The following is a 26,452-nucleotide window of genomic DNA, read 5'->3' on the forward strand; positions in this document are numbered from 1 at the left end:
TCGGCGGTGAGCGGGCGGTGAGCGCACCCAGCGAAGCTCACCGCATGAAGAAGAACCTCGACGTCCTCATCTCCGGCTCCTCCGTCGCGGGCCCCGCGCTCGCCTACTGGCTCCACCATCACGGCTTCAACCCCACGGTCGTGGAACGCGCCCCGGCACTGCGCGACGGCGGCTACGCCGTCGACTTCCGGGGCGAGGCCCACCTGTCGGTCCTGCGGGGCATGGGCATCCTGGACGCCGTCGAAGCCGCCCGGACCGGCACGGGCTCCATGTCGTACGTCAACAGCGCGGGCAAGGTGCAGGCGAAGCTGCCGGCCGACCTGTTCGCCGGGGACGTCGAGATCCTCCGGGGCGATCTGGCACGGATCCTGTACGACGCGACCGCGCCGTACACGGAGTACGTCTTCGGCGACTCCATCACCTCTCTCACCGAGGACGCGGACGGCGTCACCGTCGCCTTCGAACGGAGCGCGCCGCGCCGGTTCGACCTGGTGATCGGGGCCGACGGGATGCACTCGAACACGCGCCGCCTGGCGTTCGGGCCGGAGGAGCGGTTCGTGAAGCGCCTCGGCCTCCACTGCGCGATCTTCACGACGGCCAACCACCTGGGGCTCGACCACACCGGACACGCCTACCGCACCGCGGGCAAGCTCGTCGCGATGTACAGCGCCCGTCACAACACCGAGGCCAAGGCGGTCTTCTACTTCGCCTCTCCGGCCCTGGACCTCGGCCGGCGCGAGGTGACGCGGCAGCAGGCCTTCCTCGCCGAGCAGTTCGCGGGCACCGGGTGGGAGAGCGACCGGCTGCTGCGGGAGATGCGGTACGCGCCCGACTTCTACTTCGATTCGGTCGGGCAGGTCCGGATGGACTCCTGGAGTCGGGGCCGGATCGCCCTCGTCGGCGACGCCGCCCACTGCCCCTCGTCGCTCTCCGGCATGGGTTCGGGGCTCGCCCTGGTCGGCGCGTACGTCCTCGCGGGGGAACTGGCGGCCGCCGGCGGCGACCACCGGGTCGCCTTCGGCCGGTACGAGGAGGCGCTGCGGAAGTACGCGGAGGGGTGCCAGAAGATGGGCGACGGGGTGGCCGGGCTCATGGTCCCCGGAAGCCGATTCATGGCGGGGCTGCTCAATCGCTACTACAAGGTCATGCCCTACCTGCCCGGAAGCAACATGGCCGCCAGGATCGCCCGCAGGACGGCCGAGAACATCACACTGCGGGACTACGGAACGCGGGGCGCCCTGAGTGCCTAGTGCTCTGGCCGGAAAGGTTTGCCGGCTCGCGGCGTCCGGTGCGGTGCATCGCAAGGCGGAGGGCCACGCCTTGTACTGGACGTACTTGCGTGGCGCGACAACGCGGCGAGGTGCCGTGCCGGGCGTCGTGAGGCGGTGAACCTTTCCGGTCAGAGCACTAGACACAGCAGGGCGCCCCGCGGGCCCGGCGGCCTAGAAGACGACCAGCGAGCGGCCGCCCTTGCCCTCCAGCATCGCGTCGAAGGCCGCCGGGATGCCGTCGAGGGTGATGCGGTCGGTGACGAGGGCGCCGAGGTCGAGGCGGCCCGCTCGGACGTGTTCGGCGATCACCGGGAGGTCGCGGGCGGGGTCGCTGTTGCCGTAGACGCAACCGGTGAGGGTGCGGGCGAAGTGGAAGATCTCCAGGGCGTGGAAGGTGACCTGCTGCTCCTTGCCGCCGATGCCGACGACCGTGGTGCGGCCGCCGCGCCGGGTGGACTCCCAGGCTCCGCGGATGGTCTCGGCCCGGCCGACGCACTCCACGGCCACGTCCGTGCCCCGGCCCCCGGTGAGGGCCCGGATCTCCTTGGCGGTGGTGTCGGAGGCGAGGACGAACTCGGTGGCCCCGGCCGCCCGCGCCAGCTCCTCCTTGGCCGGGGAGACGTCCACGGCCACGATCGGGCCCGCCCCGGCGATGCGGGCGGCCTGGAGCGCGGCCAGGCCGACCCCGCCGGCCCCGAAGACGGCGACGGATTCGCCGGGGCGGACCTGGGCGCTGTGATGGACGGCGCCGTAGCCCGTGAGCACGGCGCAGCCGAGCAGGGCGGCCTCGGCGAGCGGGATCCCGGCGGGCGCGGGCAGCACGCAGTTGGCCGCGACGACGGTCTCCTCGGCGAACGCGGCCACGTTCAGCCCGGGGTGGAGCGGGGCGCCCTGCGCGTCGTGAGCGTGGACGGCACCGACCCCGGTGAGCGCGTTGACGCAGAGCCACACCTCGCCGATGGCGCAGTGGTGGCACTCCCCGCAGGAGGGAGCCCAGTTGAGCACGACCCCGTCGCCGGGGGCGACATGGGCGACGCCCTCGCCCACCGCGAGGACCGTGCCCGCGCCCTCGTGGCCGAGGACGGCGGGTACGGGGACCCTCATGGTGCCGTTGGTGAGGGAGAGGTCGGAGTGACAGACCCCGGCGGCGGTGAGCCGTACCCGGACCTGCCCGGGTCCGGGATCGGGCAGCACGATCTCCCGCATCTCCAGCGGGGCTCCGACGGCGGGCAGGATGGCGGCGCGGACCATGATCGTCGTCTCCGTGTTCAGAACTGCAGGGACTTGGTCTGGAGGTACTCCGTCAGGCCGTGCGGGCCCAGCTCGCGGCCGACGCCCGACTGCTTGTAGCCGCCGAAGGGTGCGAGCACGTTGAAGCGGCCGCCGTTGATGTCCACCTGCCCGGTGTCCATGCGGCGGGCGAACGCCACGGCCGTCTCCTCGTCCTCGGCCCAGACGGCGCCGCCCAGGCCGTAGACGGTGCCGTTGGCGATGCTCAGGGCCTCCTCCTCGTCGTTGTACGCCAGGATCGACAGCACGGGGCCGAAGATCTCCTCCTGGGCGATGGTCATGTCGGGCGTGACGTCGGCGAACACGGTCGGCGCGACGAAGTAGCCCTGCTCGTGCGGGGAGTCGGGGCCGCCGGCGACGAGACGGGCGCCTTCCTCGATGCCCTTGGCGATGTAGCCGCGGACGCGTTCGTGCTGCTTGGCGTTGACCACCGGGCCGAGGCGGGTGCCCTGCGTGCTGGGGTCGCCCGTGGGGTACTTGGCGACGGCGGCGGCCGCGAGCGAGACGGCCTCCTCGTAGTGGTCCCGGTGGACGAGCATGCGGGTGAGCGCGTTGCAGCTCTGGCCGGCGTTGTTCATGACGTGGCCGACGCCGGCCGCGACGGCCTTGGCCAGATCGGCGCCGGGCAGGATGACATTGGCCGACTTGCCGCCCAGTTCCAGGGCGACCCGCTTGACGGCGGCGCCGGCCGTGGCGCCGATCTTCTTGCCGACCTCGGTGGAGCCTGTGAAGGAGACCAGGTCGACTCCTTCGTGCGCGGCCAGGGCCTGGCCGGCGACCGGGCCGGTTCCGGTCACCAGGTTGAAGACTCCGGCCGGGATGCCCGCCTCGTGCACGGCTTCGGCGAAGAGCTGCGCGGTCAGCGGGGTGTCCTCGGCCGGCTTGAGTACGAGGGTGCAGCCGGCGGCGAGAGCGGGTGCCACCTTGGCAACGACCTGGTGCAGCGGATAGTTCCAGGGGGTGATGGCGCCGACCACCCCGACGGGCTCCAGCAGCACGGTGGAGTTCCCGATCCGCTCCTCGAAGGAGTACGAGGCCGCCAGTTCGGCGTACGAGGAGGCCACGGCGATCGGCGACCCGACGTGGACCATCTCCGCGAAACCGAGCGGGGAGCCCAGTTCGGCGGTGATGGTCTCGGCGATCTCGCTCTTGCGGGCGATCAGTACGTCGCGCAGCGCGCCGATCAGGGCGGCCCGCTCGGCCGCGGGCGTCGCCGCCCAGCCGGGCAGCGCCGCCCGGGCCGCTCGTACGGCCGCGTCCACGTCCTCCTCGGTGCCTGCCGGCACCGAGGCGATGACCTGCTCGTCGGCCGGGTTGACGACCTCGATGCGGTCGCTTCCGGCGGCGGGCCGCCATGCGCCGCCGATGTACATCCCGTCGTGGGCCTTCATGCCATTCCTCCCGAGCACGCACGAGTGCGTAGACCAGACCTCGCGGACACCCTACAAACTAGCGTCGGTAGTTTTCTGTGCGCCAGGGGAGGCGGGAATCAGATGATGCCGAAAAGCATCCCCGCCCCGAGGACGACGAGGGAGGTCAGTGCCGCCCATTTCACGGTGAACCTGGTGTGGTCGCCGAACTCGACCTTCGCCATGCCGACGAGGACGTAGACGGCCGGAACCAGCGGGCTCGACATGTGCAGGGCCTGGCCGACGAGCGAGGCGCGGGCGATTTCGAGGGGGGAGACACCGTGGGCGGCGCCGGCCTCGGCGAGGACCGGGAGGACGCCGAAGTAGAAGCCGTCGTTGGACATGAAGTAGGTGAGCGGCAGGCTCAGGAGGCCGGTGACCAGGGCCATGTGCGGGCCCATGCCCTCGGGGATGGCTCCGACGAGCCAGTCGGCCATGTGCTTGACCATGCCGGTACCGGTCAGGACTCCGGTGAAGACGGCGGCGGCGAAGACCATGCCTGCGACGTTCAGGACGTTGTCGGCGTGGGCGGCGATCCGGGCCTTCTGGTCCGGCATGTGCGGGTAGTTCACGGTGAGCGCGAGAGCGGCGCCGAGCAGGAACAGCACCGGGATGGGCAGCAGCTCCATGATCATCGCGGCCAGGAGGGCGACGGTGAGGGCGGCGTTGAACCAGTACAGGCGCGGACGCAGGGTCGCGCGGTGCGGGTCGAGGCCCTGGAATCCGCCCTCGGGGCCGGCGCCGCCCGCGGCGTCGGGCGTCCCGGTGGAGCCGGTGGCACCACCCGAGGAGCCGGTGGTGTTGCCGTCGGAGCCGGTGGTGCTCGCGTCGGAGCCGGCAGCGGAGCCGGTGGCGGCCCCGCCCGCGCCCGTCCCGGAGGCGGCCATGACCAGTTCCTCGTCGTCCGCCGTCTCGTCCCCAGGCAGGGAGAGGAGGCCGACCCGGCGACGCTCCTTCAGCCCGAGGACGTACGCGAGGACGAAGACGAAGAGCAGTCCCACGGCGAGTGCCGGGATCATCGGGACGAAGATGTCCGCGGCGTCGAGCTTGAGCGCGGTCGCGGCGCGGGCCGTGGGGCCGCCCCAGGGCAGGGTGTTCATGACTCCGTTCGCCGTGGCCGCGACACCCGTCATGACCACCAGGCTCAGGCCGAGCCGCTTGTAGAGCGGGTACATGGCCGAGACCGTGATCATGAAGGTGGTCGATCCGTCGCCGTCGAGCGAGACGATCGCCGCGAGGACCGCCGTGCCGACCACCACCCGGACGGGGTCGGCCTTGCAGAAGCGCAGGATGCCCCGCACGATCGGGTCGAACAGGCCGACGTCGATCATCACGCCGAAATAGACGATGGCGAACATCAGCATGGCGGCGGTCGGGGCGAGTTTCCCGACGCCTTCGATGACGTAGTCGCCGAGGTGCGCGCCCTTGCCGGCGAAGACGCAGAACAGGGCGGGGATGAGGACGAGCGCCGCGATGGGCGACATTTTCTTCATCATGATCAGGGCCAGGAAAGTCGCGATCATGGCGAAGCCGAGGAAGGTCAGCATGGGGGGAAGGTAGGTGCCGCCTCCTTGGGCCAACAAGACGTCGAGCCGTGAGCAATACGAGCAAAACCCCAGCTCAGGGCAGGGGTGCGAGTTCGACGGGGAAGCCGTTGAGCACCGCCGTGCCGGACAGCGGGTCGAGCAGGGTGCCGTCGAGGAGCTGGTTGACGTTGGCGCCCGGCACCGCGGAGGCCACCGAGAGCCGGGTGCCGGCCCGGTCGTGGCCCCAGCCGTGCGGGAGGCTCACCACTCCGGTGCGGACGGCGTCGGAGATCTCGACGGGGACCTCCAGACTCCCGCCGGCGGCGGTGATCCGGGCCCTGCCGCCGTCGGTGAGGCCCAGCCGCCCCGCGTCGTCCGGGTGCACCTGGAGGGTGCAGCGGTTGGAACCTCCGGTGAGGGCCGGGACGTTGTGCAACCAGCTGTTGTTGGACCGCAGGTGGCGGCGGCCCACGAGCACCAGGGCGGCGGGGCGATCGGCGAGCGTCGTACGCAGCCTGAGGAGCTCGGCCGCGATCGGATCCGGCAGCAGCTCGATCCTGCCGCTGCGGGTCCTCAGCACGCCCGGGAACCGGGGGCGCATCGGTCCCAGGTCGATGCCGTGCGGGTGCGCGAGCAGCCGCTCCAGGCTGAGCCGTTCCCCCTCACCGGCGGCGCCGAACAGGTCTCCGTACGGGCCGAGTCGGAGCATCATGTCCAGGCGGCGTTCCGGCCCGCTGTCGCCCGTGAGCAGGCTGGCGAGACGGGCCGGGTCCTGCCCGTGCAGCGGGGAGTTCGGGTCGGCCGTCTCCTTGCCGAGGGTGCTCCGCACGGCGAGGTCGTCGACGGCGTCCGGGCCGGTGGCGCCGTGCATGCCGGAGACGGCGAGGACGAGGCGGGCGTGGATCTCGCACTCGTCGAGTCGACCGGCTTCGAGCGGGACGGCGGCTCGGGTGTAGCGCACCTGGTTGCGGATGGCGAAGCCGTTGAAGGCGAAGTCGTGGTGCGGGCTCTGCGAGGGCGGCGGCGGGGGCAGTACGACGTGGGCGTGGCGTGAGGTCTCGTTCAGGTACGGGTCGATCGAGACCATGAAGTCGAGGCCGGCCAGCGCCCGGTCGAGCCGGTCGCCGTCGGGTGCGGACAGGACCGGGTTCGCGGCGATGGAGATCAGGGCGCGGATCCGCCCCTCCCCCGCCGTCTCGATCTCCTCGGCCAGGGCGGCGATGGGCAGTTCGCTCTTGACCTCGGGGTGGCCGCTGACCCGGCTGTGCCAGCGCCCGAGCGCGAAGCCCTTGCCCGGTCCGGCGGGGCGCGGCCGCGGTCCGGCGGCCGGGAGCGGGAAGAGGACTCCGCCGGGCCGGTCGAGGTTGCCGGTGAGGATGTTCAGTACGTCGACCAGCCAGCTGGCGAGGGTGCCGTGCTCGACGGTGCAGCTGCCGATCCGGCCGTAGACGGCGGCGGTGGGCGCGGCCGCGAGGTCGCGGGCGAGGGTGCGGATCTCGTCGGCCGGGAGGTCGCAGGCGGGTGCCACGGCCTCAGGAGTGAAACTCTCGAGCACGGCGGCGAGTTCCCCGAGTCCCTCGATCTTTCCGTCCGGTTCGTCGGGGGCGGCGAGTTTCTCCGCGAGCAGCGTGTGCGCGAGGGCCGCGAGCAGCAGGGCGTCGCTGCCGGGGCGCGGGGCGAGGTGGCGGTCGGCGAGGGCGGCGGTGCGGGTGCGACGCGGATCGACGACGACGAGGGTGCCGCCACGGGCGCGCAGGGCTTTGAGCCGGCCGGGGAAGTCGGGGGCGGTGCACAGGGAGCCGTTGGATTCGACCGGGTTGGCACCCAGGAGCAGCAGGAAATCGGTCCTGTCGAGGTCGGGTACCGGGATGGCGAAGGGGTCGCCGTAGAGCAGGCCGCTGGAGACGTGCTTGGGCATCTGGTCGAGCGTGCTGGCGGTGAAGAGGTTCCGGGTGCCGAGGGCTTTGAGGAGCAGTGGCGGGTAGAGGGCTCCGGCCATGGTGTGCGTGTTCGGGTTGCCGAGGACCACGCCCACCGCCTGGGTCCCGTACTCCTCGACGAGGGCGGGCACGGCGGCGGCGACGGCGGCGAACGCCTCCTCCCAGGTGGCCTCCCGGAGGTGGCCGTCGCGGCGGACGAGGGGGCGGCGCAGGCGGTCGGGGTCGGCGTCGAGCTGTCCGAAGGCGGCGCCCTTGGGGCAGATGAATCCACGACTGAAGACGTCTTCCCGGTCACCGCGGGCGCCGGTGACCTTGGCGCCCTCGATGGTGAGGGTGAGGCCGCAGGTGGCTTCGCAGAGGGGACAGATGCGCAGGGCGGTGCGGGGCATGGGCCCTCCAGGGGCGGCAGGCTGCGGCACGGGCACGCGGGGCGCACCGAGCATACCGACCGGTACGCATGGAGGGGAGGGCCTTGCCGGACCGGGATCGCACCGGGGCAGGGTGGAAGCCATGACACGGCGGGGCGGCGAGCCGGACACCCCCGGGCCACCGGTACCGCGACCGTGCGGGGACGGGTCAGTCCAGTACGCGGGCCAGGTAGGCGTGCATCATCACGCGGATCTCGGTGACGATGGTCGGGTCCCCCTCCGGATCGATGCGGAAGGCCAACTGGACCAGCGCGTCCGTGGCTTCGACTGCGACCAGGACCGCCCGCTCGAGGGCGGCGTCGGGGGTCAGGCCGAGGTGCGTGCAGAGCAGTTCGGTCAGGCGGGCGGCGACCAGGTTGTTGGGATCCGAGTCCGGACCCTCGGTCGGCGGCGCGGGGATGCCGAAGTCGACGAGCGCGAATCCGGGGACGGTCCGCTTCATGGTGAGGTACTCGTCGAGCACGGCGTCGACGACGGGCCGCCAGTCGGTGGCGGGGAGGTCGGCGAGGCGGTCCGCGATGCCGTCGGCGTAGGTGTCGAGGTTGCGGTGGGCGAGGGCCGTGGCCATCGCCCGCTTGTTGCCGAAGAAGCGGTAGACCGAGCCGATCGGGACACCTGCACGCAGGGCGACGGCCCGGGTGCTGAGGTTCTCGTACCCGGTCTCGTCCAGGAGTTCGGCGCAGGCGTCGAGGATCCGGGCGAGCCGGTCGGCGCTGCGCTGCTGGATGGGCGTACGACGCATGGGGTGGGCGGGAGGCACGGGGTCCATCATGCCGCTCCTCGCTTCCGGGTTCGGCGGGGGCCTGGACTCGCTCGCCGTCTCCTGGTTCGGACAGCTCGGCCGGTCCAGGCGGTTCGGCCGGTTCGGCTAGTTCAGCAGGAGGCTCAGCCCTCCAATGGTGTAAGTGATCATCAGCGCGAGCAGCGGGAGCTGTCCGGCCACCGCTTTCGCGGGCGGGAAGAGGCGTACGGAGCGGTCGTGGGCCGCGGTGACACCGAGCACGTGGCCGGTGACGACGGCGACGACCTGGAGCACGGCGAGACCGCCCGGACCCAGTGGCGACAAGGGTTCCGGGGCGTTGTCAGTGCCCACTGCCATGATTACGGTGCGTGGTCCTTCGACTACAAGGAGGGAGAAGTAATGGGCGACGAGATAGCCGAGTGCGATCGGTACCAGTGAGTGCGCGAAGGCGGTCAGCGGGCCGGGGTGCGGGCCGCTGACGAGTCGGGTGGCCGCCGCGCAGAGGCAGTAGAGGGTGGCGACGAGGGCGATGGAAGCGAGCAGTCCGAGGGTGGCCGTGGGGGTGCGGCCCAGGGGGGAGGTCTGAAGGGTGTCGATCCAGGAGGGGCTGTCGGAGAAGCCGTCGTAGGCGGTGGAGCCGAGGAGGACGCAGACGGTGGCGACGAGTCCGGGCCGCTCGGGCGTCGCGTCGAGTCCGTGGAACGGATTGCGCAGGACGAGACGGCCGTCGCGGCGGCGGCCGAGGGGGGAGAGACGGGCGAAGAGGGTGGAGTAGGCCTCGAAGGCGTCTCCGTCGTCGAACCAGCGCTCGCCGAAGCGGGCGGCGAGCAGCAGCTGGACGGTGCAGTACAGGGCGAGGGCGATCAGGAGGGTGGTGGTGGATGCGGGATCGGGAGCGACGAGTTCGAGCCAGGTGAAGGCGAACAGCCCGGCGGCCCCGGGCCATTGGCCGAGCCGGGCGGGGAGGGGGTGGTCGGGGGTACGGCGGCGCAGGGCCCGGGAGAGCAGGAGGTGCAGGGTGCGGAGCGGGTTGAGGCGGCGCCAGACGGGGCCGAGGAGGAGGGAGGCGGGGACGAGTCCGACCCAGAGGAGTACGTAGACGGCGCCGGGAGCGGGGTTGCGAGCGGGGTCGTCGGGACCGAGGAGGAGGTGGAGGAGGACGGTCAACGCGGCGGCTAGGCCGAGGGCGCGTAGGGCGGTGCGGGTGGCTTGCGCGTCGACGGCCCTCTGGAGGGCGGCGGGGAGGGCGAGCCCCGACCGGTCTCCGCGGAAGCGGGAGGTCGACCAGAGCAGGCCGAGAGCGAGGAAGGAGACGAACAGTGCGGCGAAGGCGCCGGCGAACGCGTAGAAGGGAGAGATCGGCAGGTCGTGCTGGGACCCGATCCCGTGCGCGAGTGTGGTGAGCGGATCGGCCGGGTGTTGGACCACGCCCTGGCCGGTACCGTCACCGCCCACGCCCGCGCCCGGGACGGCCCCGGCAGGGCTCAGCACCGGCCGGCCGGAGTCGGTGCCGGTCCGTCGGCGCGGCCGGGCGTCCCGGACTCGGGCCCGAGTCCGGGGAGCCGCGGGTGCGCGTGGCCGTGCGGGCCCGGGCGCGGGCGCGGGCCGGAGTGCGGGCGCGGGCCGGAGTGCGGGCGCGGGCCGGAGTGCGGGCGCGGGCCGGAGTGCGGGCGCGGGCCGGAGTGCGGGCGCGGACGTGGGCTCAAGTGCGGCTGTGGGTGCCGGTGCGGGTGCGGGTGGATGTACGTGTGCCGGGTCATCGGACGAGGAGTTGGGTCAGGACGAGGCCGGACTCGTGCGTCTCGACCTCAAAGAGGCCGGTGCGGTCGACCGTCAGGATCAGGGTGGCCTCCTGGCCTGCGGGGAGTCTGAGTTCCTTGTCGTAGCCGTGGACGTGCAGGGTGTCCGCGCGGTCGCTGGTGACGCGCAGGGCGACGCGCTCGCCGCGCCGCAGCTCGGTGCGGGCCGGGGCAGGGCTGACCTTGCCGTCCCGGACGGTGACGGTGACCGTGCGGTCGGCCTCCGGCGCCGCCTGGGACGTCGGCGGGGACGTCGGCGGGGTGTGGCTGTGGCCGCCGGTCTGGCCCGGGGCGGCTGCGGTGAGCTGCGCCGAGCCCTCTATCGGCTTGCCGGCCACCGCCCAGGCGGTGTGGTCGTCGGCGTAGAGGCGGACGGTCAGGGTGTGCGCGCCCTCGGGGACCTGCGCGGCGGGCAGGTGGAACCAGGGGCCGTACAGCCGGGCCAGCTTGTTCCCGTCGAGCAACAGGTGGGCATGGCCGGCGCCCGGGAGGGCGCCGCCGCCGGTGCTGTCGGGGGTGAAGCGGTAGTTCTTCACGGCCAGTTGGAGGTTCCAGCCGTCCTCGGAGTCCGGGCGGGCCGTGAGCTCGACCTCCGGCGCGCCTTCGGCCGGGACCTCCCGGAGGCGGTGGCCCGCTCCGTCATCGGCGGTGAGCAGGGTGCCCACGCTGCCGGAGGCCTGCTCGTGGCTGGTGCCGGGCTTGTGGTGGGTGGTGGCCCGCCCGCCGCAGCCCGTCGCGGCGCCGCCGGCGAGGAGCAGGACGAGGGCGAGCAGAGCCGCGCCCCGGGCCCGCCCGCCACGCCTGCGCGGCGGGCGGGGCGGGGCGGCGCAGACGTCGCACCGGATCCGCTCGGCGGAACGGTCGTCGCTCACAGCAGCCCTCCCCGCGCATGGAGGCCCCGCCCGGCCGGGTGGTCCCCACCGGCCGGGCGGGCAGTACACCGGGCACATGGAAGCGCCGGGGTGGGTGTTGGGGGGTGGGTGGGAGTGGGGTGGGGGGCCCGGGGGTGAGGGGTCATGGGGTGGGCTCCGGGGTTGACGGGGGGTTGGGGGCTGTCGTGCTCAGGGACGGGGAGGGGTCCGCCGGGACCGGGGAGCGGTCGCCGGCCGGGTGGGCGGGGGTGTCGGGGCGGGCCGAGGCCACGGCGGCCCACAGGATCCAGACCAGGGCGACCAGTGCCCGTACCCAGGCGGGGCTCAGGGGGGTCCAGGGGATCATCAGGACCGCCTTGTCGAAGGCGTCCAGCAGGGTCAGGCCGGCCAGCAGCAGGGTCAGGCGGGCAAGCCAGGGCCGGGTGGGGCGCAGCGCGAGGCCGATGCCCGTCCACCACAGGCCGAGCAGGAGGAGGGCCAGGGCGGGGACGGAGGTCGCGGTCAGCGGCATGGTGGAGCCGGCCACGTCCAGGGCCAGACCCGCCAGGCCGAGGAGTGAGGCCACCGTGGCGAGGCGTGAGGTCCGCAGGCGGCGCCACCACAGCACCCCGCCGATCAGGAGCAGCACGGCCGCCACGGCCAGCGCGATCTGGGTCTCCACCCGCTCCAGGCCGCGCGCACCGTACCAGTCGCAGCCGGCCGGGAGTTTGCGCGCCTGGACGCTGTAGTCGGCGCAGACGAGGAGTTGGACCAGCTTGACCGGTTCGCCGACCAGGCGGGCCGAGGCGCCCGAGACCTCGCCGCGCACACCGCCGCACTGCGGGACCGTGCCCGGGGTGGAGCCGTCGGGGCCGTCCTGCCAGCAGTTGGCGCGACCCTGGCCGTCCCACCACACGTCCATGCCGTTGGGGTGGGACGCCCCGGACTTGTCCTTGCCGAGGACGTTGCCCGCGTACCGGTTGTGGTGGGAGGTGTCCGTCTGCTTGGACCACGCCTCCTCGCCCCGGATGAAGGCGGGGACGGCGCTGAGGAAGAAGCCCGCGCGCTCGTGGCCGTACACCCAGTTGTTCTCGTAGAGGTTCCAGTTGCCGCCGGCGGTGATGATGCCGGTGCCGGGGGGCATGGAGATCTGCGGGCAGACCACGCCCCGCTCGTAGCCGCGCTCGATCGGCGGCTTGGCGCAGGTGCCGTCGGCGACGTACCCGTAGTAGTCCTGGTTGTTGTCGTGGATCAGGTTCCGCTCGAACTTGGCGTGGTTCTGCGGGAGTCCGGGGTGGCCGGGGAAGGCGCTGTCCATGGACGCGCCGCCCATGTTCTGGTCGAACTCGTTGTCGTGCACCCACACGGAGTCGCCCGCCGTGCCGGAGTAGCCGACCATGTTGTGGTGGCTGCGGCAGCCGGTGATCTCGATGGAGTACCGGGGGACGTCGTAGCCGCGGCCGTCGTTGATGTTGGAGGCGCTGCCGGGGTAGATGCCGGAGTCGCCGTTCCCGTAGGACTCGCAGTTCTTGTAGAGCCCGTGGTCGCTGGCGAAGGTCAGGAACCCGTACTCGTCGTTCCAGCGGGTCAGCACGTCGTCGATGACGAAGCCGTCGCCGGCCAGGACGTACAGCGAGTTGAAGGTGGTGCGCTGGGCGGTGAAGTTCCGGAAGTAGATGCCATTGGACTTGTCGGCGCGGATGCCGTTCAGCTTCTGGTACTTGGCGTCGATGACGACGTCCATGCGCGAGGCGCCGGTGCCCTCGATCTGGAGGTTCGTCTTGCCGAGGATGGCGACGAGGTTCTGGTTGTGGCGGCAGGCCACCTGCTGCTCGTAGCTGAGGATCTGGTAGCCGAGCGCGGAGTTCGGGGCCTTGAGCGAGGCGCACTCCCCCGTCGGTTTGCCCAGTGAGGGCTCCTCCTCGTAGAGGCCGGGGAGGATCGCGATGTTCATCCCCGGCCGGTCGACGGCGTCGACGGCTTCCTGGAGGTGGCGGTAGCCGGTCTGCAGGCACCGCTCGAACAGGGCGAGGTTGCGGTCCCGGAGTTCCTGCGGGAAGGCGGACGTCCGGCGTTCGAAGTCGGGCCGGTCGGTCTTGCAGACCAGCAGGTCCGGCTCCGCCTTGCGGTACTCGGGCACGGATCCGGTGCCGTCGGGGAGGGTGACGGGGCGCTCCTCGTGCGCGCTCGCGGCGGGCGCGGCGACGAGGAGGGACAGGAGGGCGAGAAGGGCGGCGAGGAGCACCGCCGGCACGGCAGGAGACCTGCGGGTCCACGACATGCGCGTGAGAGTAGAGCATTGTTCATCTTTTGGGATCCCCCTCCGCGCGATGAAGTCCGACGGACTCGGGGGTTCGGATGCGCCGTGCGAGGCCGGGGCGCCGTTGACGTGCGGGCCGCGGAATCCTACTGTCGGGCATAGGATTCCTTCGACGGAGTGGGAGCAGCAGATGAGCGAGCAGGCCAGGAAGACGGCCGAGGCACTGGAGTACCTCACCGGCTTCGGCAACGAGCACAGCTCGGAGGCCGCGCCGGGCGCGCTTCCGCTCGGCCGGAACTCGCCCCAGCGGGCCGCTCTCGGCCTGTACGCCGAGCAGCTCAGCGGCAGCGCCTTCACCGAGCCCCGCACCCACAACCGCCGTTCCTGGCTCTACCGGATCCGCCCCTCGGCCGCGCACCCGCCCTTCGCCCGCGTCGACAACGGGGCCCTGCGCACCGCGCCCTTCACGGAGACCGTCCCGGACCCCAATCGGCTGCGCTGGAACCCGCTGCCCGCCCCGGCCCCCGGCACCGACTTCCTGGCCGGCCTGTGGACCCTGGGCGGCAACGGCGACGCGACCCAGCGCACCGGTATGGCCGTCCACCTCTACTCCGCCAACGCCGACATGACCGACCGGGTCTTCAGCGACTCCGACGGCGAGCTCCTGATCGTCCCGGAGCGCGGCGGCCTGCTGTTGCGCACCGAGCTCGGCCTGCTCTCCGCCGGCCCCGGCGAGGTCGCCCTGATCCCCCGCGGCGTCCGCTTCCGCGTCGAGCTCCTCGAGGACGACGCCCGCGGCTACGTCTGCGAGAACTACGGCCAGCCCTTCGAGCTGCCGAACCTGGGCCCGATCGGCGCCAACGGCCTCGCCGCGGCAAGGGACTTCCGGGCTCCGGTCGCCGCGTACGAGGACGTCGAGCGCCCGACCGAGGTGGTCAACAAGTTCTGCGGCAACCTCTGGTCGGCCACCTACGACCACTCCCCGCTGGACGTGGTCGCCTGGCACGGCACGCACGTCCCGTACGTGTACGACCTGCGCCGTTTCAACGTGATCGGGTCCATCAGCTACGACCACCCGGACCCGTCGATCTTCACCGTGCTGACCGCGCCCACCGACACCCCCGGACTGGCGGGCGTGGACTTCGTGGTCTTCGCCCCGCGCTGGCTGGTCGGCGAGGACACCTTCCGCCCGCCCTACTTCCACCGCAACGTGATGAGCGAGTACATGGGCCTGATCGAGGGCGCCTACGACGCCAAGGCTGCGGGCAAGGGGGGATTTGTCCCCGGCGGCGGCTCGCTCCACAACATGATGTCCGCGCACGGCCCGGACCGGGAGACCTTCGACCGGGCGAGCGCCGCCGAGCTGAAGCCGCAGAAGATCGACGACGGTCTGGCCTTCATGTTCGAGACCCGCTGGCCGATCACCGCCACCGCCCAGGCGGCCGGCGCGGACCACCTCCAGCGCGGATACGACGACGTCTGGCAGGGGCTCCAGCGCCACTTCCGCGCCTAATATGCGCAGGACACCACCCCTGTCAGCCCTACGGAGACCCCACCCGTGACCGCCTTCGCCCCCGACTCGCTGGTCCTGAACCGGAAACTTCCCCTCTGGTACCAGGTCTCGCAGTCGCTGCGCGCCTCGATACTCGGGCGCACGCCGGACGCCTCCCTGCGGCTGCCCACCGAGGAGCAGCTCGCCGAGCACTACGGGGTGAGCGTGCTGACCATGCGGCAGGCGCTCAAGGAGTTGGAGGGCGAGGGGCTGATCAGCCGGCACCGTCGGCGCGGCACCTTCATCGAACCGGGGGCCCGGCGGGCCGCCCCGGTGCGACTGCTGGGCTCGGTCGACACGATCGTGGCCCAGCAGTCGGGCGAGCGCACGACGATCCTCGGGCACGCGCGGACGGCGGTGTCCGGGGAGCTGCTGGAGCACTTCCCGGACACCCCCGAGGTGGTCACGTACCGCCGGCTGCGCCACGACCGCGAGAGCGGGGAGCCCAGCAACTGGGCGGAGAACGCGGTCCTCCCGGAGTTCGCCGAGTCCGTCCGGCTCGCCGATCTCGAACGGTGGCCGATGACGAAGGTGCTGCGGGACGTCGTGGGGGTGCGCATCAGCCGGATCACGGACACGGTCGAGGCCCGGCTCGCCGATCCGGAGACGGCCGAGCTGCTCCAGGTCCCGCTGCTCAGCCCGATCCTGCACTACACGGGCGTGACGTACGACGAGGACGGCCGGGTGGTGGACGTGGCGCGGATCCGCTACCGCGGCGACCGGTTCTCCTTCACGGTGACGGTCGACGCGCACTGACACCCTCCGCGAGGCGGCGGCGCTACCGCTTCTCGTCGTCCTCCGCTGACCGCTCGCCCTCGGCCTGGGAGGGCGTGGTGCGCGTCGTCTTCGGGTGGTGCGTCTGCCGCATCTGGGTCTCGTCCATGTCCTCGTCGAGCCGCTCCCCCTCGGCCTGCGACGGAGTCGAGTATTCGTCGTACTGACTCATGACATCTCCTCGGTCGATTCCATACATACACGTCATACGCGTACACAAGGAGCGTAGCTCTTCGGCCTGGGCGGAGCCCGGCCGCCGAGTGCCGTCGCTACCATCGGCGGCGTGAGCGAAGACGTACCGCTGCTGGACGATCTGATGCCCTGGTCCGTGGGCGGCCTGCGCCTGGGCCGGGACTGGGTGGCCGCGCCCGATCCCGCTTCCCTGCGCGCCCGCTGGGCGGCCCTGACCGGTGCCGAAGGCGCCGACCGGGAGCGGCTGTTCCGCCCGAGCCGGCTGCGCACTCCCGCCTCCGGGGCGGCCGCGCTGCCGGGGCAGCGTTCGGCGGCCACCGCCCGTTTCGCGGACGAGCCCGGCCCGTGCCCGGAACCCGTACGAGTGCTCCGCGAGCCCTTCGACGAGCAGTGGCTCCTGCCCGACCAGCGGCTCATCGACTCGGCCCGCCCCGAGCTGTGGCGGGTCCTGGACGAACACCAGCTGTTCGCCGTCGAGACCCCCGAGCTGCTGGTCAGCGCGTACCTCCCGGCCGGCCGGCTCGGGCGGATCCGGCCCCTGCACCGGCGCCCGGGCGGCGCCGAGCCCAATGTCGCCCCGGGGCTGCTCCCCCTGCTCGGCGAGCGGTACGGCGGCTGGGTCACCCCCGAGGACCTGCTGTGCTGGACCCTCGCCGCGGGCCGCCCCGGGCCGCGGGGGTACGAGGTCCCGCTCTCCACCGATCCCGGGCGCTGGCGGGCCGGGCTGGAGCTGGGACACCGAATGCTCACCGTCCAGCTGCGCGGGGCGCGCGGCGGCGAGCCGCCCCGGCTGCCCGGCGGGCGCCGGCCGTACGTCCGCTCGGCGGTCGGGGCGTGGCCGCGGGAACTGTCGTACGACGCGGAGAGCGAGACCCTGGGCCTCGGCTCGGGCACGGTCTCCCCCGTGCCGTCCGGGGCCTGGGAGTACGAGGCGCAGGGCGTGCGGGTGCTGGAGGCCTGGTTCGCGGCCCGGGTGGCGCACCGGGCGGCGGACGCCGACGGGCTGGTGGCGCTGGGTCCGGGGCAGTGGCCGCAGGCGTGGACCTCGGAGCTGTTGGCGCTGGTGACGACCCTGGCGCTGCTGGCGGACCTGGCGCCGGAGCGGGCGGCGTTCGAGCCGGGCCCGCCGCTGTCCGCGGCCGCGCTCCGGGCGGCCGCGGTGCTGCCGCCGCCGCGTTGGGCGCGCCGCCCGGCCTCGGTGCTGGACCACCAGGAGGAGGGCCCGGGCGGGCAGTTCGCGCTGCTCTGAGCACGTTGCCCGGGCTGCGCCGAGCGCGCTGCCCGCGGCACTCCGAGCACGTCGCCCGGGCCACTCCGAGCACGTTGCCCGAGCCACTCCGAGCACGTTGCCCGAGCCACTCCGGTCGCGTCGCCCGGGCTGCGCCGAGCGCGCTGTCCGCTCCGCTCCCGGCACGTCGTCGACACCGCTCCGGGCGGCGCGAAGCGGCCTACGCCCCGCCCCAGGCCCCCAGCAGCCGGGACACCGACCGGTCGAAGACCGCGGCCATGTCCAGTCCCGGTTCGGGGGCGGGCCGGGCGCTCGTGAGGGCGGCGGTCAGCCGCGGGTACTGTCCGGTGGCCAGCCGTGAGCCGAGCCAGGCGGCCCGGGCGCCCGCTTCGGCGGCCTCGCTCCAGGGCAGGGAGCGGGCCCGCTCGGCCAGTGCCAGCTCGCTCGCCACGTACGTGGACACCATGCCGTTGACCGCGGCGACGAGTTCCAGCTTCTCGCCGTCCGGCACGTCCAGCGGGGCCAGGCACTCCAGGCTGTGCTCCAGGTACGCGAGCGCGTTCGGGCTGAAACCGTGGACGGGGCTGAGGAGCCCCGGCAGCCACGGGTGGCGGTGCATCAGGTCCCGTGTCTGGCGGGCCAGCGCCAGCAGGTCGGCCCGCCAGTCGCCGGTCGGCTCCGTGAACTCGTACTCGCCGCTGACCGCGTCGACCATCAGCTCGTACAGGTCGTCCTTGCGCGGCACGTAGTTGTACAGGGACATCGTCCCGGCGCCGATCCCGGCGGCGACGCGCCGCATGGAGACGGCCTCGATCCCCTCCGCGTCGGCGATGCGCACCGCTTCGGCGGCGATCGACTCGCGGCTGTGCGCGGGCCTGGGGCCGCGACCGGCCCGCTGCGGGCGGGACCAGATCACTTCGGGTTCAGCGGGTCGCCCGCCGGCTGTCATCGCTCGGATCACCTCGTCGTCTCGCCACCATCTTAGTTACGTACACCGTACGTAGTGGGGTAGGGTGCCGCACATGACTACTACGTACGCTGTACTTAGTGAGGGTCTGGAGAAGAACTACGGGGACGTCCACGCCCTGCGCGGTCTCGACCTCGCCGTGCCCGAGGGCACGGTCTGCGGTCTCCTCGGCCCCAACGGAGCGGGCAAGACCACCGCCGTTCGGATCCTGACCACGCTCACCGCGCCCACCGGCGGCCGCGCGCTCGTCGCCGGCCACGACGTCACCCGCGATCCCGCCGCCGTCCGCCGCGCCATCGGGGTGACCGGGCAGTACGCCTCCGTCGACGGGGACCTGACCGGCCGCGAGAACCTCCGGCTCTTCGCCCGGCTCGCCGGACTGCGCGGCTCCGCCGGCCGGTCCCGCGCCGACGGGCTGCTGGAGCGCTTCGGGCTCGACGAGGCCGCGGACCGGGTCGCCGGCACCTGGTCCGGCGGGATGCGCCGCCGCCTCGACCTGGCCGCCGGGCTGATCACCCGCCCCGGCGTGCTGTTCCTCGACGAGCCCACCACCGGCCTGGATCCGTCGGCCCGCGAGCACATCTGGAGCGCGGTTCGAGAACTCGCGGCCGAGGGCACCACGGTGCTGCTCACCACGCAGTACCTGGAGGAGGCGGACCGACTCGCCGACGACATCACGGTCGTCGACCGCGGCCGCGCCGTCGCGAACGGCACCCCCGGCGAACTCAAGGCCCTGATCGGCGCCCGCGCCGAGGTCACCGTCGCCGGACCGGAGGCCCTCCCCCGCGCGGCGGCCGTCCTGGACCGGCTCACCGGCGGCCGGCCCGCGCTCGACGAGGAGCGCCTCACCGTCGGCGTGACCGTCCTCGACGCGGGGCTGACGCTGCCGCGGATCATCCGCGAACTCGACACCTCGGGCGTGCCCGTCACCGACGCGAGCCTGCGCCCGCCCACCCTCGACGAGGTGTTCCTGCGCCTCACCCGCATCCCCGCGCCCGTGGCCCCGAAGGAGAACGCGGCATGAGCACCCTGCTGTCCGACGGCGGCGCCGTCCTGACCCGTCAGCTGCAGAAGGCCCGGCACGCCCCGGCCCTGCTGATCCTCACGCAGACCATGCCGATCACGATGCTGCTGTTCTTCGGCTACGTCTTCGGCAGCGCGCTGGCCATGCCGGGCGCCGAGTACCGCGAGTTCCTGGTGCCCGGACTGCTCGCCGCGACCGCCGCGAACGGCCTGATGACCGGCATGTTCACGGCGGCGCAGGACGCCCACCGCGGGGTGATGGACCGCTTCCGGACCCTGCCCATGAGCCGCGCCGCCGTCCCGCTCGGACAGACCGCGGCGGACCTGCTCACCACCGCAGTCTCGATGGTGCCGCTGATGCTGGTGGGGCTCGCGATGGGGTGGCGGGTCGAGACCGGCCTGCCGGGCGCGCTGGGGGCCCTGGGCGTGCTCCTGCTGTTCCGTTTCGCCTCCGCCTGGGTCGGCACGTACCTCGGCCTGCTCAGCAAGAGCGAGGAGGCGGCGGGGCAACTCGGCAGCGCCACCTTCGTACTGCCGATGCTGTCGAGCGCGTACCTGCCGACGGCCGGGCTGCCCGGTTGGCTGCGCACGGTCGCCGAGTGGAACCCGATCAGCGCCGTCGCCACGGCCGTACGGGACCTGTGCGGGAACGCCGGGGCGCAGGCCCTGCCGGGCGCCGCCTGGCCCGCCGCGCACCCGGTGGCGGGGGCGCTGCTCTGGTCGGTACTGCTGCTCGCGGTGTTCGCGCCGCTCGCGACCCGGCGGTTCGCCAGGGGCGCGGCGGGCTGACCCGGACCCCGGTGGGCCGGACCGACCCCGGGCCCCCAGGGGGGTGACAGGGCGGGGTCCTACGGGATAGGCATCGGTGCCATGGACACCGAAAGCGCCGCACCCGAACCGCTCCCGCTGGACGGCATCACCGTCGTCGCCGTCGAACAGGCCGTCTCGGCCCCCTTCGCCACCCGCCAGCTCGCCGATCTCGGCGCGCGGGTGATCAAGGTCGAGCGCCCCGACGGCGGCGACTTCGCGCGCGGCTACGACACCGCCGCCCACGGCCTCGCCTCGCACTTCGTGTGGGCCAACCGCGGCAAGGAGTCCATCGCGCTCGACCTGAAGGACCCGCGCGGCCTGGAGGTCCTGCACCGACTGCTCGCGGACGCCGACGTCTTCGTGCAGAACCTGGCGCAAGGGGCCGCCGCCCGCCTCGGGATCGACTCGGCCGCGCTGTGCGCGCGCTACCCGCGGCTGGTCGCCGTGGACGTATCCGGCTACGGCCCGGAGGGCCCGTACGCGCACAAGCGGGCCTACGACATGCTCGTGCAGTGCGAGGCGGGGCTGGTGTCGGTGACCGGCACCCCGGAGCGGCCCGTCAAGGCGGGCATCCCCGCGGCGGACATCGCGGCCGCCATGTACGCCTTCTCGGGGGTGCTGGCCGCGCTGCTGCGCCGCGGCATCACGGGGCGCGGGGGCAGGGTGGAGGTGTCCATGCTGGACGCGCTCGCCGAGTGGATGGGGCATCCGCTGCACCACACGATGCACGGTGGTGAGCAGCCCGTGCGGACGGGGCTCGCGCACGCGGTGATCGCACCGTACGACGCCTACGCGACGGCCGACGGGGACCGGGTGCTGCTCTCCGTGCAGAACGACCGGGAGTGGCGGCGGCTGGCCGGGCAGGTGCTGGAGCGACCGGAACTGGCCGAGGACCCGTCGTACGCGACGAACGCGGCGCGCACCGTGAACCGGGAGAAGACCGACGCGGTGGTGGCCGAGGCCCTGGGCCGGCTGGGCGCGGACGAGGCGATCGGGCGACTGGAGGCGGCGGGCATCGCCTGCGCGCGGCTCAACTCGGTTGCGCAGCTCGCCGGGCACCCGCAGCTGGCGGCCCGGGACCGATGGCGGGAGGTGGATTCACCGGTCGGTCCGTTGCGGGCCCTGCTGCCGCCGATCGGGCTGCCGGGCGGCGCGGCACCGCACATGGGTGCGGTGCCCGCGCTGGGCGAACACACCGGGGCCCTGCTGCGCGCCCTGGGGATGACGGACGCGCAGATCTCGGACCTTCGCCGGGACGGTGTGGTGGGCGTGTTCGAGTAGGGCCGGGGAACCGGCGGCCGGGACGGCCGACGGCTGCGGTGCGGGGACGGACGGGCAGTTACGAGCGGCGACTGCCGAAGAGCGTGCGACGCAGACGGCGCAGCGGGGCGAAGAGCGAGACGCGCGCGCTCCGGCTCCGCAGGCGGTGCGTGTGGTCGCGGGAGGTGAGCTCGCGCATCAGCAGCGTCGCCTCGGCGGTCTCCCGGTGCGGGAGGGCGGGTCCGCCCAGCACCGCGAGGTGGCGGTCGAGGCGCGAGCTGCTCGCGCTGCTGCCGCAGGTGATGGCAGGCACGCGTGGCGGCCTGCTGCGCATTGCTATCTGTTCCATGATCTCTCCCCACCCGTACAAGGGCACCCGACCCGGGCAGGTTAACCCTATCGCCCCCACAACGCCCTCGGGTATCCCGGTGGTGTGAATTACCCCTATCGCGACGGGGAGTTGACGATTACTCAACGGAGTCACCCGTCACTCTCCGCATAGATGTGCCGAGTTCGGAACGGGCCGCCACCAGTCGCGTCACGACAGGAGCCACATCACCCGCCCTGCGCTAACTTGGAGTGATCACCTCATGACGCATGGGAGGCTCGCGTGGCTGGGAACGTGCGTGGACCGGGTGACGCGGGTGGGGAATCGCACTCCGATCGGGTCGTCTCCGGCCGTTACCGGCTGCTCGAACCCATCGGCCGCGGCGGGATGGGACTCGTGTGGCGGGCGCGGGACGAGGTGCTGGCCCGTGAGGTCGCCGTCAAGGAGGTGCTCGCGCCCGCCTGGATGGAGCCCGCCGAACTCGCCCGGATGTACCGGCGCCTGGAGCGGGAGGCCTGGGCGGCGGCCCGCGTCTCGCACCGCGGGGTCGTCACGGTCTACGACGTGGCCTCCGAGGACGGCCGGCCGTGGATCGTGATGGAGCTGGTGCGGGGCCTCTCGCTCTCCGAGGTGCTGGAGGCCGAAGGGCCGATGGCCCCGCGGCGCGCCGCGCACATCGGGGAACAGGTACTGGCCGCGCTGCGCTCCGCGCACGACTCGGGGGTGCTGCACCGGGACGTCAAGCCCGGCAACGTCCTGCTCGCCAATGACGGGCGGGTGGTGCTGAGCGACTTCGGGATCGCCGGCCTGGAGGGTTCCCCGGCGATCACGATGACGGGCGAGGTGGTCGGCTCCCCCGAGTTCCTGGCCCCGGAGCGGGCGCTCGGGCAGGACCCCGGCCCCGCGTCGGACCTGTGGTCGCTCGGGGTCATGCTGTACACCGCCGTCGAGGGCGCGCCGCCGTTCCGGGGCGGGAGCCCGGTGGACGTCCTGCGGGCGGTGGTGGACGGGGAGTTGCCGCCGCCGCGCCGGGCGGGCCCGTTGGAGCCCGTACTGGAAGGGCTGCTGCGCAAGGACCCCGCCGCCAGGCTGTCCGCGGCGGACGCGGCCCGGATGCTGCGGTTGGTGGGTGCGGGAGGGGCCGTACGGGCCTCGGGCGGGCCGGTGTCGGGGCCGGACTCGCCGACGGCGGTCGCGCACCACCACGACCACGGACCCGACGACGGATCCGACCGGCGGCGGCCGTCGCTCGACGCGCCCCCGTCCGAGACCGAGGCGGTGGGGCGGAGCGGGGCCGGGGCCGTGCTGGCCGTCGGGATCGTGGTGCTGCTCGGGGCGTTGGCGTTGCTGGGGTGGCTGCTGGTGAAGGACCGCCAGGGCACGGACGGCGGCCGGGGCGCGGGTCCCACCGGTTCGACGAGCAGTTCGCGGGCCGCCACGGCGACGCCGTCGGTGACGCCGTCCGCCTCGGCTCCCGCGTCCGCGTCGGCCTCGCCGTCGGGCGCGGCGGGTCGGGACGTCCTGGCGTACGTGGACGTCGTGCGTTCCGCCTACACCGGCACCTGCCCGCCGCCCGCGGATCGGGCGCCCGCCTTCACCGCCACGTTGGAGGTGGAGCGCACCCCGGTGACGCTGGAGTACCGGTGGGCCACGCGGAGCGGGAAGAGCTCCGGTCCGGGCTGGCAGTCCGTCACGTACGAGGCGGGCGGGCCGAGGAGCCGGCGGCTGGAGCACGGCGAGCTGACGTACGCGGCGGACGCGGAGTGGCACGACGCCGTGCGACTGGAGGTGCGCGGGCCGGCGGAGGTGGCCACGCAGTGGGTGGACATCTCCGTGACCTGCGAGAAGGAGGCTCCGACGAGCGGAGCCTCCTCCCCCGGTCCGGGCCCGTCGCCGAGCCCGACGCCGAGCCCGTCACCGAGCCCGGCGGCCGCGGATCCCGTGGCCGGTCAGGCCGCGTTCGCGAAGGCGGGCAGGTAGCCGCCGGACTGTCCGGCGGCGGTCGGGTGGTAGGACTCGCCGATGTTCAGCCAGTTGACGCTGTGCAGCCAGGCGTCGCCCGAGCAGATCTCGTGGCCCGTGAAGGCGCCGGCGACCGAGGCGAAGGTGAAGCCGTGGTTGGCGGCGCGCTTGGCGATGGCCGCGTTGAGGTAGTCGGCCGCGCCGTTGATGGCGGAGCGTTCGCCCTCGGTCAGGCCGGTGACGCAGGTGCCGTTCAGCTTGTAGAAGCGGGGGTAGCCGAGGACGACGACGTGCGCGGAGGGCGCCCGTCCGGAGATGGCGTTGTACACCTGGTCGAGCTGGCCGGGGAGGGTGGAGTCCACGTACGCCTTCGCCTGGTTGACGCGGGCGACGCAGGTGGCTTCGGACTGGAGCACACAGGTCGTCATGACGTCGGAGAATCCGGCGTCGTTGCCACCGATGGTGATGCTGACCAGGTCGGTGCCGGAGTTGAGCGGGCCGAGCTGGCCGGACAGGACATCACCCGTACGGGCGCCCGAGCACGCGGCGAAGGAGAAGGTCTGCGGGGCGTGGGCCGCGGCCCACAGGGCGGGGTAGGCGCGGGTGGTGCGCTTGCAGTTGCCGCTCGCGCCGTCGTAGTTGCCGGCCCCGACACCGGAGGAGTACGAGTCGCCGAGGGCGACGTAGCCGAAGTCGGCCTGCGCCGCGGCGGCCGCCTGGCCCGCACCGAACAGGGCCGCCCCCGCTGCGAGTAACAGCGAGGACGTCAAGGCGGCGAAACGCGTCATTCTCATGCTCATGGGGGTGCGGCTCCCTTGTGGGGGGGTGTGGGGGTTCCTCCGGTATGACGCGGTTGTCACGCCGGAGTTACTGCGGAGTTACTGCTGAGTCCGTGGTACAAGGAGCCGGGGGCTTCTGGAAGTGTCCATGCCAAGAATGTTCGGGGTGGGATTCCGGGCCGAATCTTCACGTCCGGCACGTTTGAAGAGGGAACTTGGCCACCCGAACCGGGGAAACACGGGTGCAAGAGGGCACGACGTGCCGGATCATGGGCGCCATGCCAGCCAACCCGCATGACGCGCTGCCGATCCGGCTCAATGTCGACGACAGCGATTCGCCGTCGGATGTCGTGGACGCGTTGTTCCTCGGCCGGTTCGCGTCCGGCGAACAGCCGTACTCCCACAGCCTGTCGATCGACCGGGTGAAGGCCGACGCCACCCTGCTGCCGCCCGGGGCCAAGGTCCTGCGCTCGGCGCGCGACAGCGACCGCAGCGCCACCCTCGCGGAGGGCGAGGGCTGGACCATGCTCGTCTCGCGCTGGAGCCGGGGCGCGGACGTCACGGTGACGGCGGTCAGCGACGAACTCGCGCAGAGCGTGCTGGGCGATGCCACGGAGGGCGTGCAGGACGAACCGGAACCGCAGCCCGAGAACGTCACGATGGGCTTCTGGTACGTGTCCCCGCGCCGGGGACCGTACCGGACGACCCGCCAGATCGCCGCCGGAACCTGGGCGGAGGTCCGGCCGAACTACACGGCGCCGGTGGCCGGGGCGATGGACCGGCTGATGAAGGTCACCCCGGACGACATCGCGGGCCGGCTGCTGCTGCTCCACGGGCCGCCGGGAACGGGCAAGACCTCGGCGCTGCGCACCCTCGCCCGGTCCTGGCGGGACTGGTGCCAGGTGGACTGCGTACTGGATCCGGAACGGCTGTTCAACGACGTCGGCTACCTGATGGACATCGCGATCGGGGAGGACGAGGGCACGGCGAAGGGCCGTTGGCGGCTGCTGCTGCTGGAGGACTGCGACGAGCTGATCCGCGGCGAGGCCCGGCACACGGCGGGGCAGGCGCTGTCCCGGCTCCTGAACCTCACGGACGGGCTCCTGGGCCAGGGCCGCAACGTCCTGGTCGGCGTCACCACCAACGAGGACCTCGAACGCCTCCACCCGGCGGTGGTCCGCCCGGGCCGGTGCCTGGCGCGCATCGAGGTCGGCCGGCTGACGCACCGCGAGGCGGTGGACTGGCTCGGCACGGACGAGGGCGTGCCCCGCGAGGGCGCGAGCCTGGCGGAACTCTTCGCCCTGCGGCGGGGCACGGGCCCGGCGGTGCTGCCGGCGCAGGCGCCGTCGGAGGCGGGCCTGTACCTCTAGCCTCCGGCGGGCGGGCGGTTCATCGGCTGCGGCCCGGCTGCCGGGGCTCCGCCCCGTACCCCGCGCCTCAAACGCCGGCGGGGCTGGGGGTGGCGCGCCTCAAACGCCGGCGGGGCTGAAATTGCCCTCCGGGCAATCCGGCCCGCCCGGGCGCAAGGTTGCGCTACGCGCACTTGCAGCGGACGTCGGCAAAATCCGGCCCCGCCGGCGTTTGAGGCGCGGGCGTTCGGGGGCGGAGCCCCCGCGGCGGCGCGGCACCTACTTCGCGTACCGGGCACGGACGGCTTCGGCGGCGGCAGACACGGCTTCGGCTTCCGTCAGCCCGAGCCGGTGCGCCCGGTCCGCGTAGGCCTGCGCGGCGGACGCGGCCTCGCGGGCGGCGCCCTCGCCCGCCGCCGCGACGAACGTCCCGTTCCGGCCCCGCGTCTCGATCACCCCGTCCGCCTCCAGCGCCCGGTACGCCTTCGCGACGGTGTTGGCGGCCAGCCCCAGCTCCTCCGCCAGCCCCCGCACGGTCGGCAGTTTGAAGCCGGCCGGCAGTTTGCCCGAGCGGGCCCGGTCGGCGATCTGCGCGCGCAGTTGCTCGTACGGGGCGGCCGAGCCGGTCCGCACGTCGATGGTGATCTTCAGGTTCGTCGAGGTCACGCGGGTGATTGTCCACCATCGCCGGTTAATTGGGAGGCGACCGGTC

Annotated in this window: 22 protein-coding genes; 9 read left to right on the forward strand and 13 right to left on the reverse strand. The window is 73.1% G+C overall.

The features are described 5' to 3' along the window. The first annotated feature begins 44 nt into the window (after window positions 1-44). The gene (locus tag ACFYYJ_RS34270) at window positions 45-1,250 is read left to right on the forward strand and encodes an FAD-dependent monooxygenase (protein ID WP_389138063.1); all 1,206 of its coding nucleotides are present in this window, start codon (window positions 45-47) and stop codon (window positions 1,248-1,250) included. A 192-nt stretch (window positions 1,251-1,442) separates the two neighbouring features. Here the strand turns inward: ACFYYJ_RS34270 and ACFYYJ_RS34275 are convergent, their stop codons facing one another. The 8 genes from ACFYYJ_RS34275 to ACFYYJ_RS34310 form a co-directional block, all read right to left on the reverse strand. Then, the gene (locus ACFYYJ_RS34275; protein WP_389138065.1) at window positions 1,443-2,522 is read right to left on the reverse strand and encodes a Zn-dependent alcohol dehydrogenase; all 1,080 of its coding nucleotides are present in this window, start codon (window positions 2,520-2,522) and stop codon (window positions 1,443-1,445) included. 17 nt (window positions 2,523-2,539) lie between these two features. Further along, complete coding sequence (locus tag ACFYYJ_RS34280; RefSeq protein ID WP_389138067.1) at window positions 2,540-3,952, reverse strand: aldehyde dehydrogenase family protein; 1,413 nt, start codon at window positions 3,950-3,952, stop codon at window positions 2,540-2,542. 98 nt (window positions 3,953-4,050) lie between these two features. Further along, window positions 4,051-5,517: a CitMHS family transporter gene (locus ACFYYJ_RS34285; protein WP_389138068.1), complete on the reverse strand. Its 1,467-nt coding sequence runs from the start codon at window positions 5,515-5,517 to the stop codon at window positions 4,051-4,053. A 73-nt stretch (window positions 5,518-5,590) separates the two neighbouring features. Further along, window positions 5,591-7,825 (reverse strand): molybdopterin oxidoreductase family protein, encoded by a 2,235-nt coding sequence (locus ACFYYJ_RS34290; RefSeq protein ID WP_389138069.1) that lies wholly within the window; start codon window positions 7,823-7,825, stop codon window positions 5,591-5,593. A gap of 187 nt (window positions 7,826-8,012) precedes the next feature. After that, window positions 8,013-8,633 (reverse strand): TetR family transcriptional regulator, encoded by a 621-nt coding sequence (locus tag ACFYYJ_RS34295; protein WP_389138071.1) that lies wholly within the window; start codon window positions 8,631-8,633, stop codon window positions 8,013-8,015. A gap of 99 nt (window positions 8,634-8,732) precedes the next feature. Next, window positions 8,733-10,034, reverse strand: a complete 1,302-nt coding sequence (locus tag ACFYYJ_RS34300; RefSeq protein WP_389138154.1) for a hypothetical protein — start codon at window positions 10,032-10,034, stop codon at window positions 8,733-8,735. 328 nt (window positions 10,035-10,362) lie between these two features. Next, window positions 10,363-11,178 (reverse strand): hypothetical protein, encoded by an 816-nt coding sequence (locus ACFYYJ_RS34305; RefSeq protein WP_389138155.1) that lies wholly within the window; start codon window positions 11,176-11,178, stop codon window positions 10,363-10,365. Window positions 11,179-11,419: 241 nt separating this feature from the next. Beyond that, complete coding sequence (locus ACFYYJ_RS34310; protein ID WP_389138073.1) at window positions 11,420-13,537, reverse strand: right-handed parallel beta-helix repeat-containing protein; 2,118 nt, start codon at window positions 13,535-13,537, stop codon at window positions 11,420-11,422. 169 nt (window positions 13,538-13,706) lie between these two features. Here ACFYYJ_RS34310 and hmgA point away from each other — a divergent pair, with 169 nt between their 5' ends. After that, window positions 13,707-15,029 (forward strand): homogentisate 1,2-dioxygenase, encoded by a 1,323-nt coding sequence (gene hmgA, locus ACFYYJ_RS34315; protein WP_389138074.1) that lies wholly within the window; start codon window positions 13,707-13,709, stop codon window positions 15,027-15,029. 45 nt (window positions 15,030-15,074) lie between these two features. After that, entirely contained in the window at window positions 15,075-15,824 is a 750-nt protein-coding gene (locus ACFYYJ_RS34320) for a GntR family transcriptional regulator (RefSeq protein ID WP_385129035.1), read from the forward strand. Between the two features lie 22 nt (window positions 15,825-15,846). Here ACFYYJ_RS34320 and ACFYYJ_RS34325 read toward each other — a convergent pair whose 3' ends face one another. Then, the gene (locus ACFYYJ_RS34325; protein WP_385129034.1) at window positions 15,847-16,014 is read right to left on the reverse strand and encodes a hypothetical protein; all 168 of its coding nucleotides are present in this window, start codon (window positions 16,012-16,014) and stop codon (window positions 15,847-15,849) included. A 102-nt stretch (window positions 16,015-16,116) separates the two neighbouring features. Between ACFYYJ_RS34325 and ACFYYJ_RS34330 the strand changes: the two genes are divergently transcribed. Further along, entirely contained in the window at window positions 16,117-17,283 is a 1,167-nt protein-coding gene (locus tag ACFYYJ_RS34330) for a type ISP restriction/modification enzyme (protein WP_385365508.1), read from the forward strand. 199 nt (window positions 17,284-17,482) lie between these two features. On the opposite strand, the gene ACFYYJ_RS34335 is transcribed toward ACFYYJ_RS34330, so the two are convergent. After that, on the reverse strand, window positions 17,483-18,211 hold the full coding sequence (locus ACFYYJ_RS34335) for a TetR/AcrR family transcriptional regulator (protein WP_385365503.1): 729 nt from the start codon (window positions 18,209-18,211) through the stop codon (window positions 17,483-17,485). Window positions 18,212-18,284: 73 nt separating this feature from the next. Between ACFYYJ_RS34335 and ACFYYJ_RS34340 the strand changes: the two genes are divergently transcribed. The 3 genes from ACFYYJ_RS34340 to ACFYYJ_RS34350 all read left to right on the forward strand — a co-directional run bounded on the left by ACFYYJ_RS34340 (window position 18,285) and on the right by ACFYYJ_RS34350 (window position 21,343). After that, complete coding sequence (locus ACFYYJ_RS34340; RefSeq protein ID WP_385129032.1) at window positions 18,285-19,253, forward strand: ATP-binding cassette domain-containing protein; 969 nt, start codon at window positions 18,285-18,287, stop codon at window positions 19,251-19,253. After that, window positions 19,250-20,041 carry an ABC transporter permease gene (locus tag ACFYYJ_RS34345; protein ID WP_385365499.1) on the forward strand — a complete coding sequence of 264 codons (792 nt, stop codon included), beginning with the start codon at window positions 19,250-19,252 and terminating at the stop codon, window positions 20,039-20,041. Before ACFYYJ_RS34340 ends, ACFYYJ_RS34345 begins: the two co-directional genes overlap by 4 nt. 81 nt (window positions 20,042-20,122) lie before the next feature. Beyond that, on the forward strand, window positions 20,123-21,343 hold the full coding sequence (locus tag ACFYYJ_RS34350; protein WP_385129030.1) for a CaiB/BaiF CoA transferase family protein: 1,221 nt from the start codon (window positions 20,123-20,125) through the stop codon (window positions 21,341-21,343). A gap of 58 nt (window positions 21,344-21,401) precedes the next feature. Here ACFYYJ_RS34350 and ACFYYJ_RS34355 read toward each other — a convergent pair whose 3' ends face one another. Further along, a complete protein-coding gene (locus ACFYYJ_RS34355) occupies window positions 21,402-21,671 on the reverse strand; it encodes a hypothetical protein (protein WP_384591384.1) in 270 nt (89 codons plus the stop codon). 366 nt (window positions 21,672-22,037) lie between these two features. Here ACFYYJ_RS34355 and ACFYYJ_RS34360 point away from each other — a divergent pair, with 366 nt between their 5' ends. Then, window positions 22,038-23,630, forward strand: a complete 1,593-nt coding sequence (locus ACFYYJ_RS34360) for a serine/threonine-protein kinase (protein WP_389138157.1) — start codon at window positions 22,038-22,040, stop codon at window positions 23,628-23,630. Here the strand turns inward: ACFYYJ_RS34360 and ACFYYJ_RS34365 are convergent. After that, window positions 23,600-24,406: an SGNH/GDSL hydrolase family protein gene (locus tag ACFYYJ_RS34365; RefSeq protein ID WP_389138159.1), complete on the reverse strand. Its 807-nt coding sequence runs from the start codon at window positions 24,404-24,406 to the stop codon at window positions 23,600-23,602. The two genes, ACFYYJ_RS34360 and ACFYYJ_RS34365, sit on opposite strands and share 31 nt — an antisense overlap. 263 nt (window positions 24,407-24,669) lie before the next feature. Here ACFYYJ_RS34365 and ACFYYJ_RS34370 point away from each other — a divergent pair, with 263 nt between their 5' ends. Beyond that, window positions 24,670-25,761 carry a DUF5925 domain-containing protein gene (locus ACFYYJ_RS34370; RefSeq protein WP_389138079.1) on the forward strand — a complete coding sequence of 364 codons (1,092 nt, stop codon included), beginning with the start codon at window positions 24,670-24,672 and terminating at the stop codon, window positions 25,759-25,761. A 258-nt stretch (window positions 25,762-26,019) separates the two neighbouring features. On the opposite strand, the gene ACFYYJ_RS34375 is transcribed toward ACFYYJ_RS34370, so the two are convergent. Continuing rightward, window positions 26,020-26,406, reverse strand: coding sequence for a GntR family transcriptional regulator (locus ACFYYJ_RS34375; RefSeq protein ID WP_384748371.1), 387 nt, complete (start codon window positions 26,404-26,406; stop codon window positions 26,020-26,022). Window positions 26,407-26,452: the final 46 nt, after the last annotated feature.

It is taken from the genome of Streptomyces sp. NPDC002467 (assembly GCF_042889825.1).
Taxonomy (GTDB): domain Bacteria; phylum Actinomycetota; class Actinomycetes; order Streptomycetales; family Streptomycetaceae; genus Streptomyces.

Excerpts from the sequence above, each read along its gene's own strand:
- ACFYYJ_RS34270 (WP_389138063.1), top strand. The coding sequence starts at position 45 with ATGAAGAAGAACCTCGACGTCCTCATCTCCGGCTCCTCCGTCGCGGGC.
- ACFYYJ_RS34275 (WP_389138065.1), bottom strand. The coding sequence starts at position 2,522 with ATGGTCCGCGCCGCCATCCTGCCCGCCGTCGGAGCCCCGCTGGAGATG.
- ACFYYJ_RS34280 (WP_389138067.1), bottom strand. The coding sequence starts at position 3,952 with ATGAAGGCCCACGACGGGATGTACATCGGCGGCGCATGGCGGCCCGCC.
- ACFYYJ_RS34285 (WP_389138068.1), bottom strand. The coding sequence starts at position 5,517 with ATGCTGACCTTCCTCGGCTTCGCCATGATCGCGACTTTCCTGGCCCTG.
- ACFYYJ_RS34290 (WP_389138069.1), bottom strand. The coding sequence starts at position 7,825 with ATGCCCCGCACCGCCCTGCGCATCTGTCCCCTCTGCGAAGCCACCTGC.
- ACFYYJ_RS34295 (WP_389138071.1), bottom strand. The coding sequence starts at position 8,633 with ATGGACCCCGTGCCTCCCGCCCACCCCATGCGTCGTACGCCCATCCAG.
- ACFYYJ_RS34310 (WP_389138073.1), bottom strand. The coding sequence starts at position 13,537 with ATGTCGTGGACCCGCAGGTCTCCTGCCGTGCCGGCGGTGCTCCTCGCC.
- hmgA (WP_389138074.1), top strand. The coding sequence starts at position 13,707 with ATGAGCGAGCAGGCCAGGAAGACGGCCGAGGCACTGGAGTACCTCACC.
- ACFYYJ_RS34325 (WP_385129034.1), bottom strand. The coding sequence starts at position 16,014 with ATGAGTCAGTACGACGAATACTCGACTCCGTCGCAGGCCGAGGGGGAG.
- ACFYYJ_RS34335 (WP_385365503.1), bottom strand. The coding sequence starts at position 18,211 with ATGACAGCCGGCGGGCGACCCGCTGAACCCGAAGTGATCTGGTCCCGC.
- ACFYYJ_RS34340 (WP_385129032.1), top strand. The coding sequence starts at position 18,285 with ATGACTACTACGTACGCTGTACTTAGTGAGGGTCTGGAGAAGAACTAC.
- ACFYYJ_RS34345 (WP_385365499.1), top strand. The coding sequence starts at position 19,250 with ATGAGCACCCTGCTGTCCGACGGCGGCGCCGTCCTGACCCGTCAGCTG.
- ACFYYJ_RS34350 (WP_385129030.1), top strand. The coding sequence starts at position 20,123 with ATGGACACCGAAAGCGCCGCACCCGAACCGCTCCCGCTGGACGGCATC.
- ACFYYJ_RS34355 (WP_384591384.1), bottom strand. The coding sequence starts at position 21,671 with ATGGAACAGATAGCAATGCGCAGCAGGCCGCCACGCGTGCCTGCCATC.
- ACFYYJ_RS34360 (WP_389138157.1), top strand. The coding sequence starts at position 22,038 with ATGGGACTCGTGTGGCGGGCGCGGGACGAGGTGCTGGCCCGTGAGGTC.
- ACFYYJ_RS34365 (WP_389138159.1), bottom strand. The coding sequence starts at position 24,406 with ATGAGAATGACGCGTTTCGCCGCCTTGACGTCCTCGCTGTTACTCGCA.
- ACFYYJ_RS34370 (WP_389138079.1), top strand. The coding sequence starts at position 24,670 with ATGCCAGCCAACCCGCATGACGCGCTGCCGATCCGGCTCAATGTCGAC.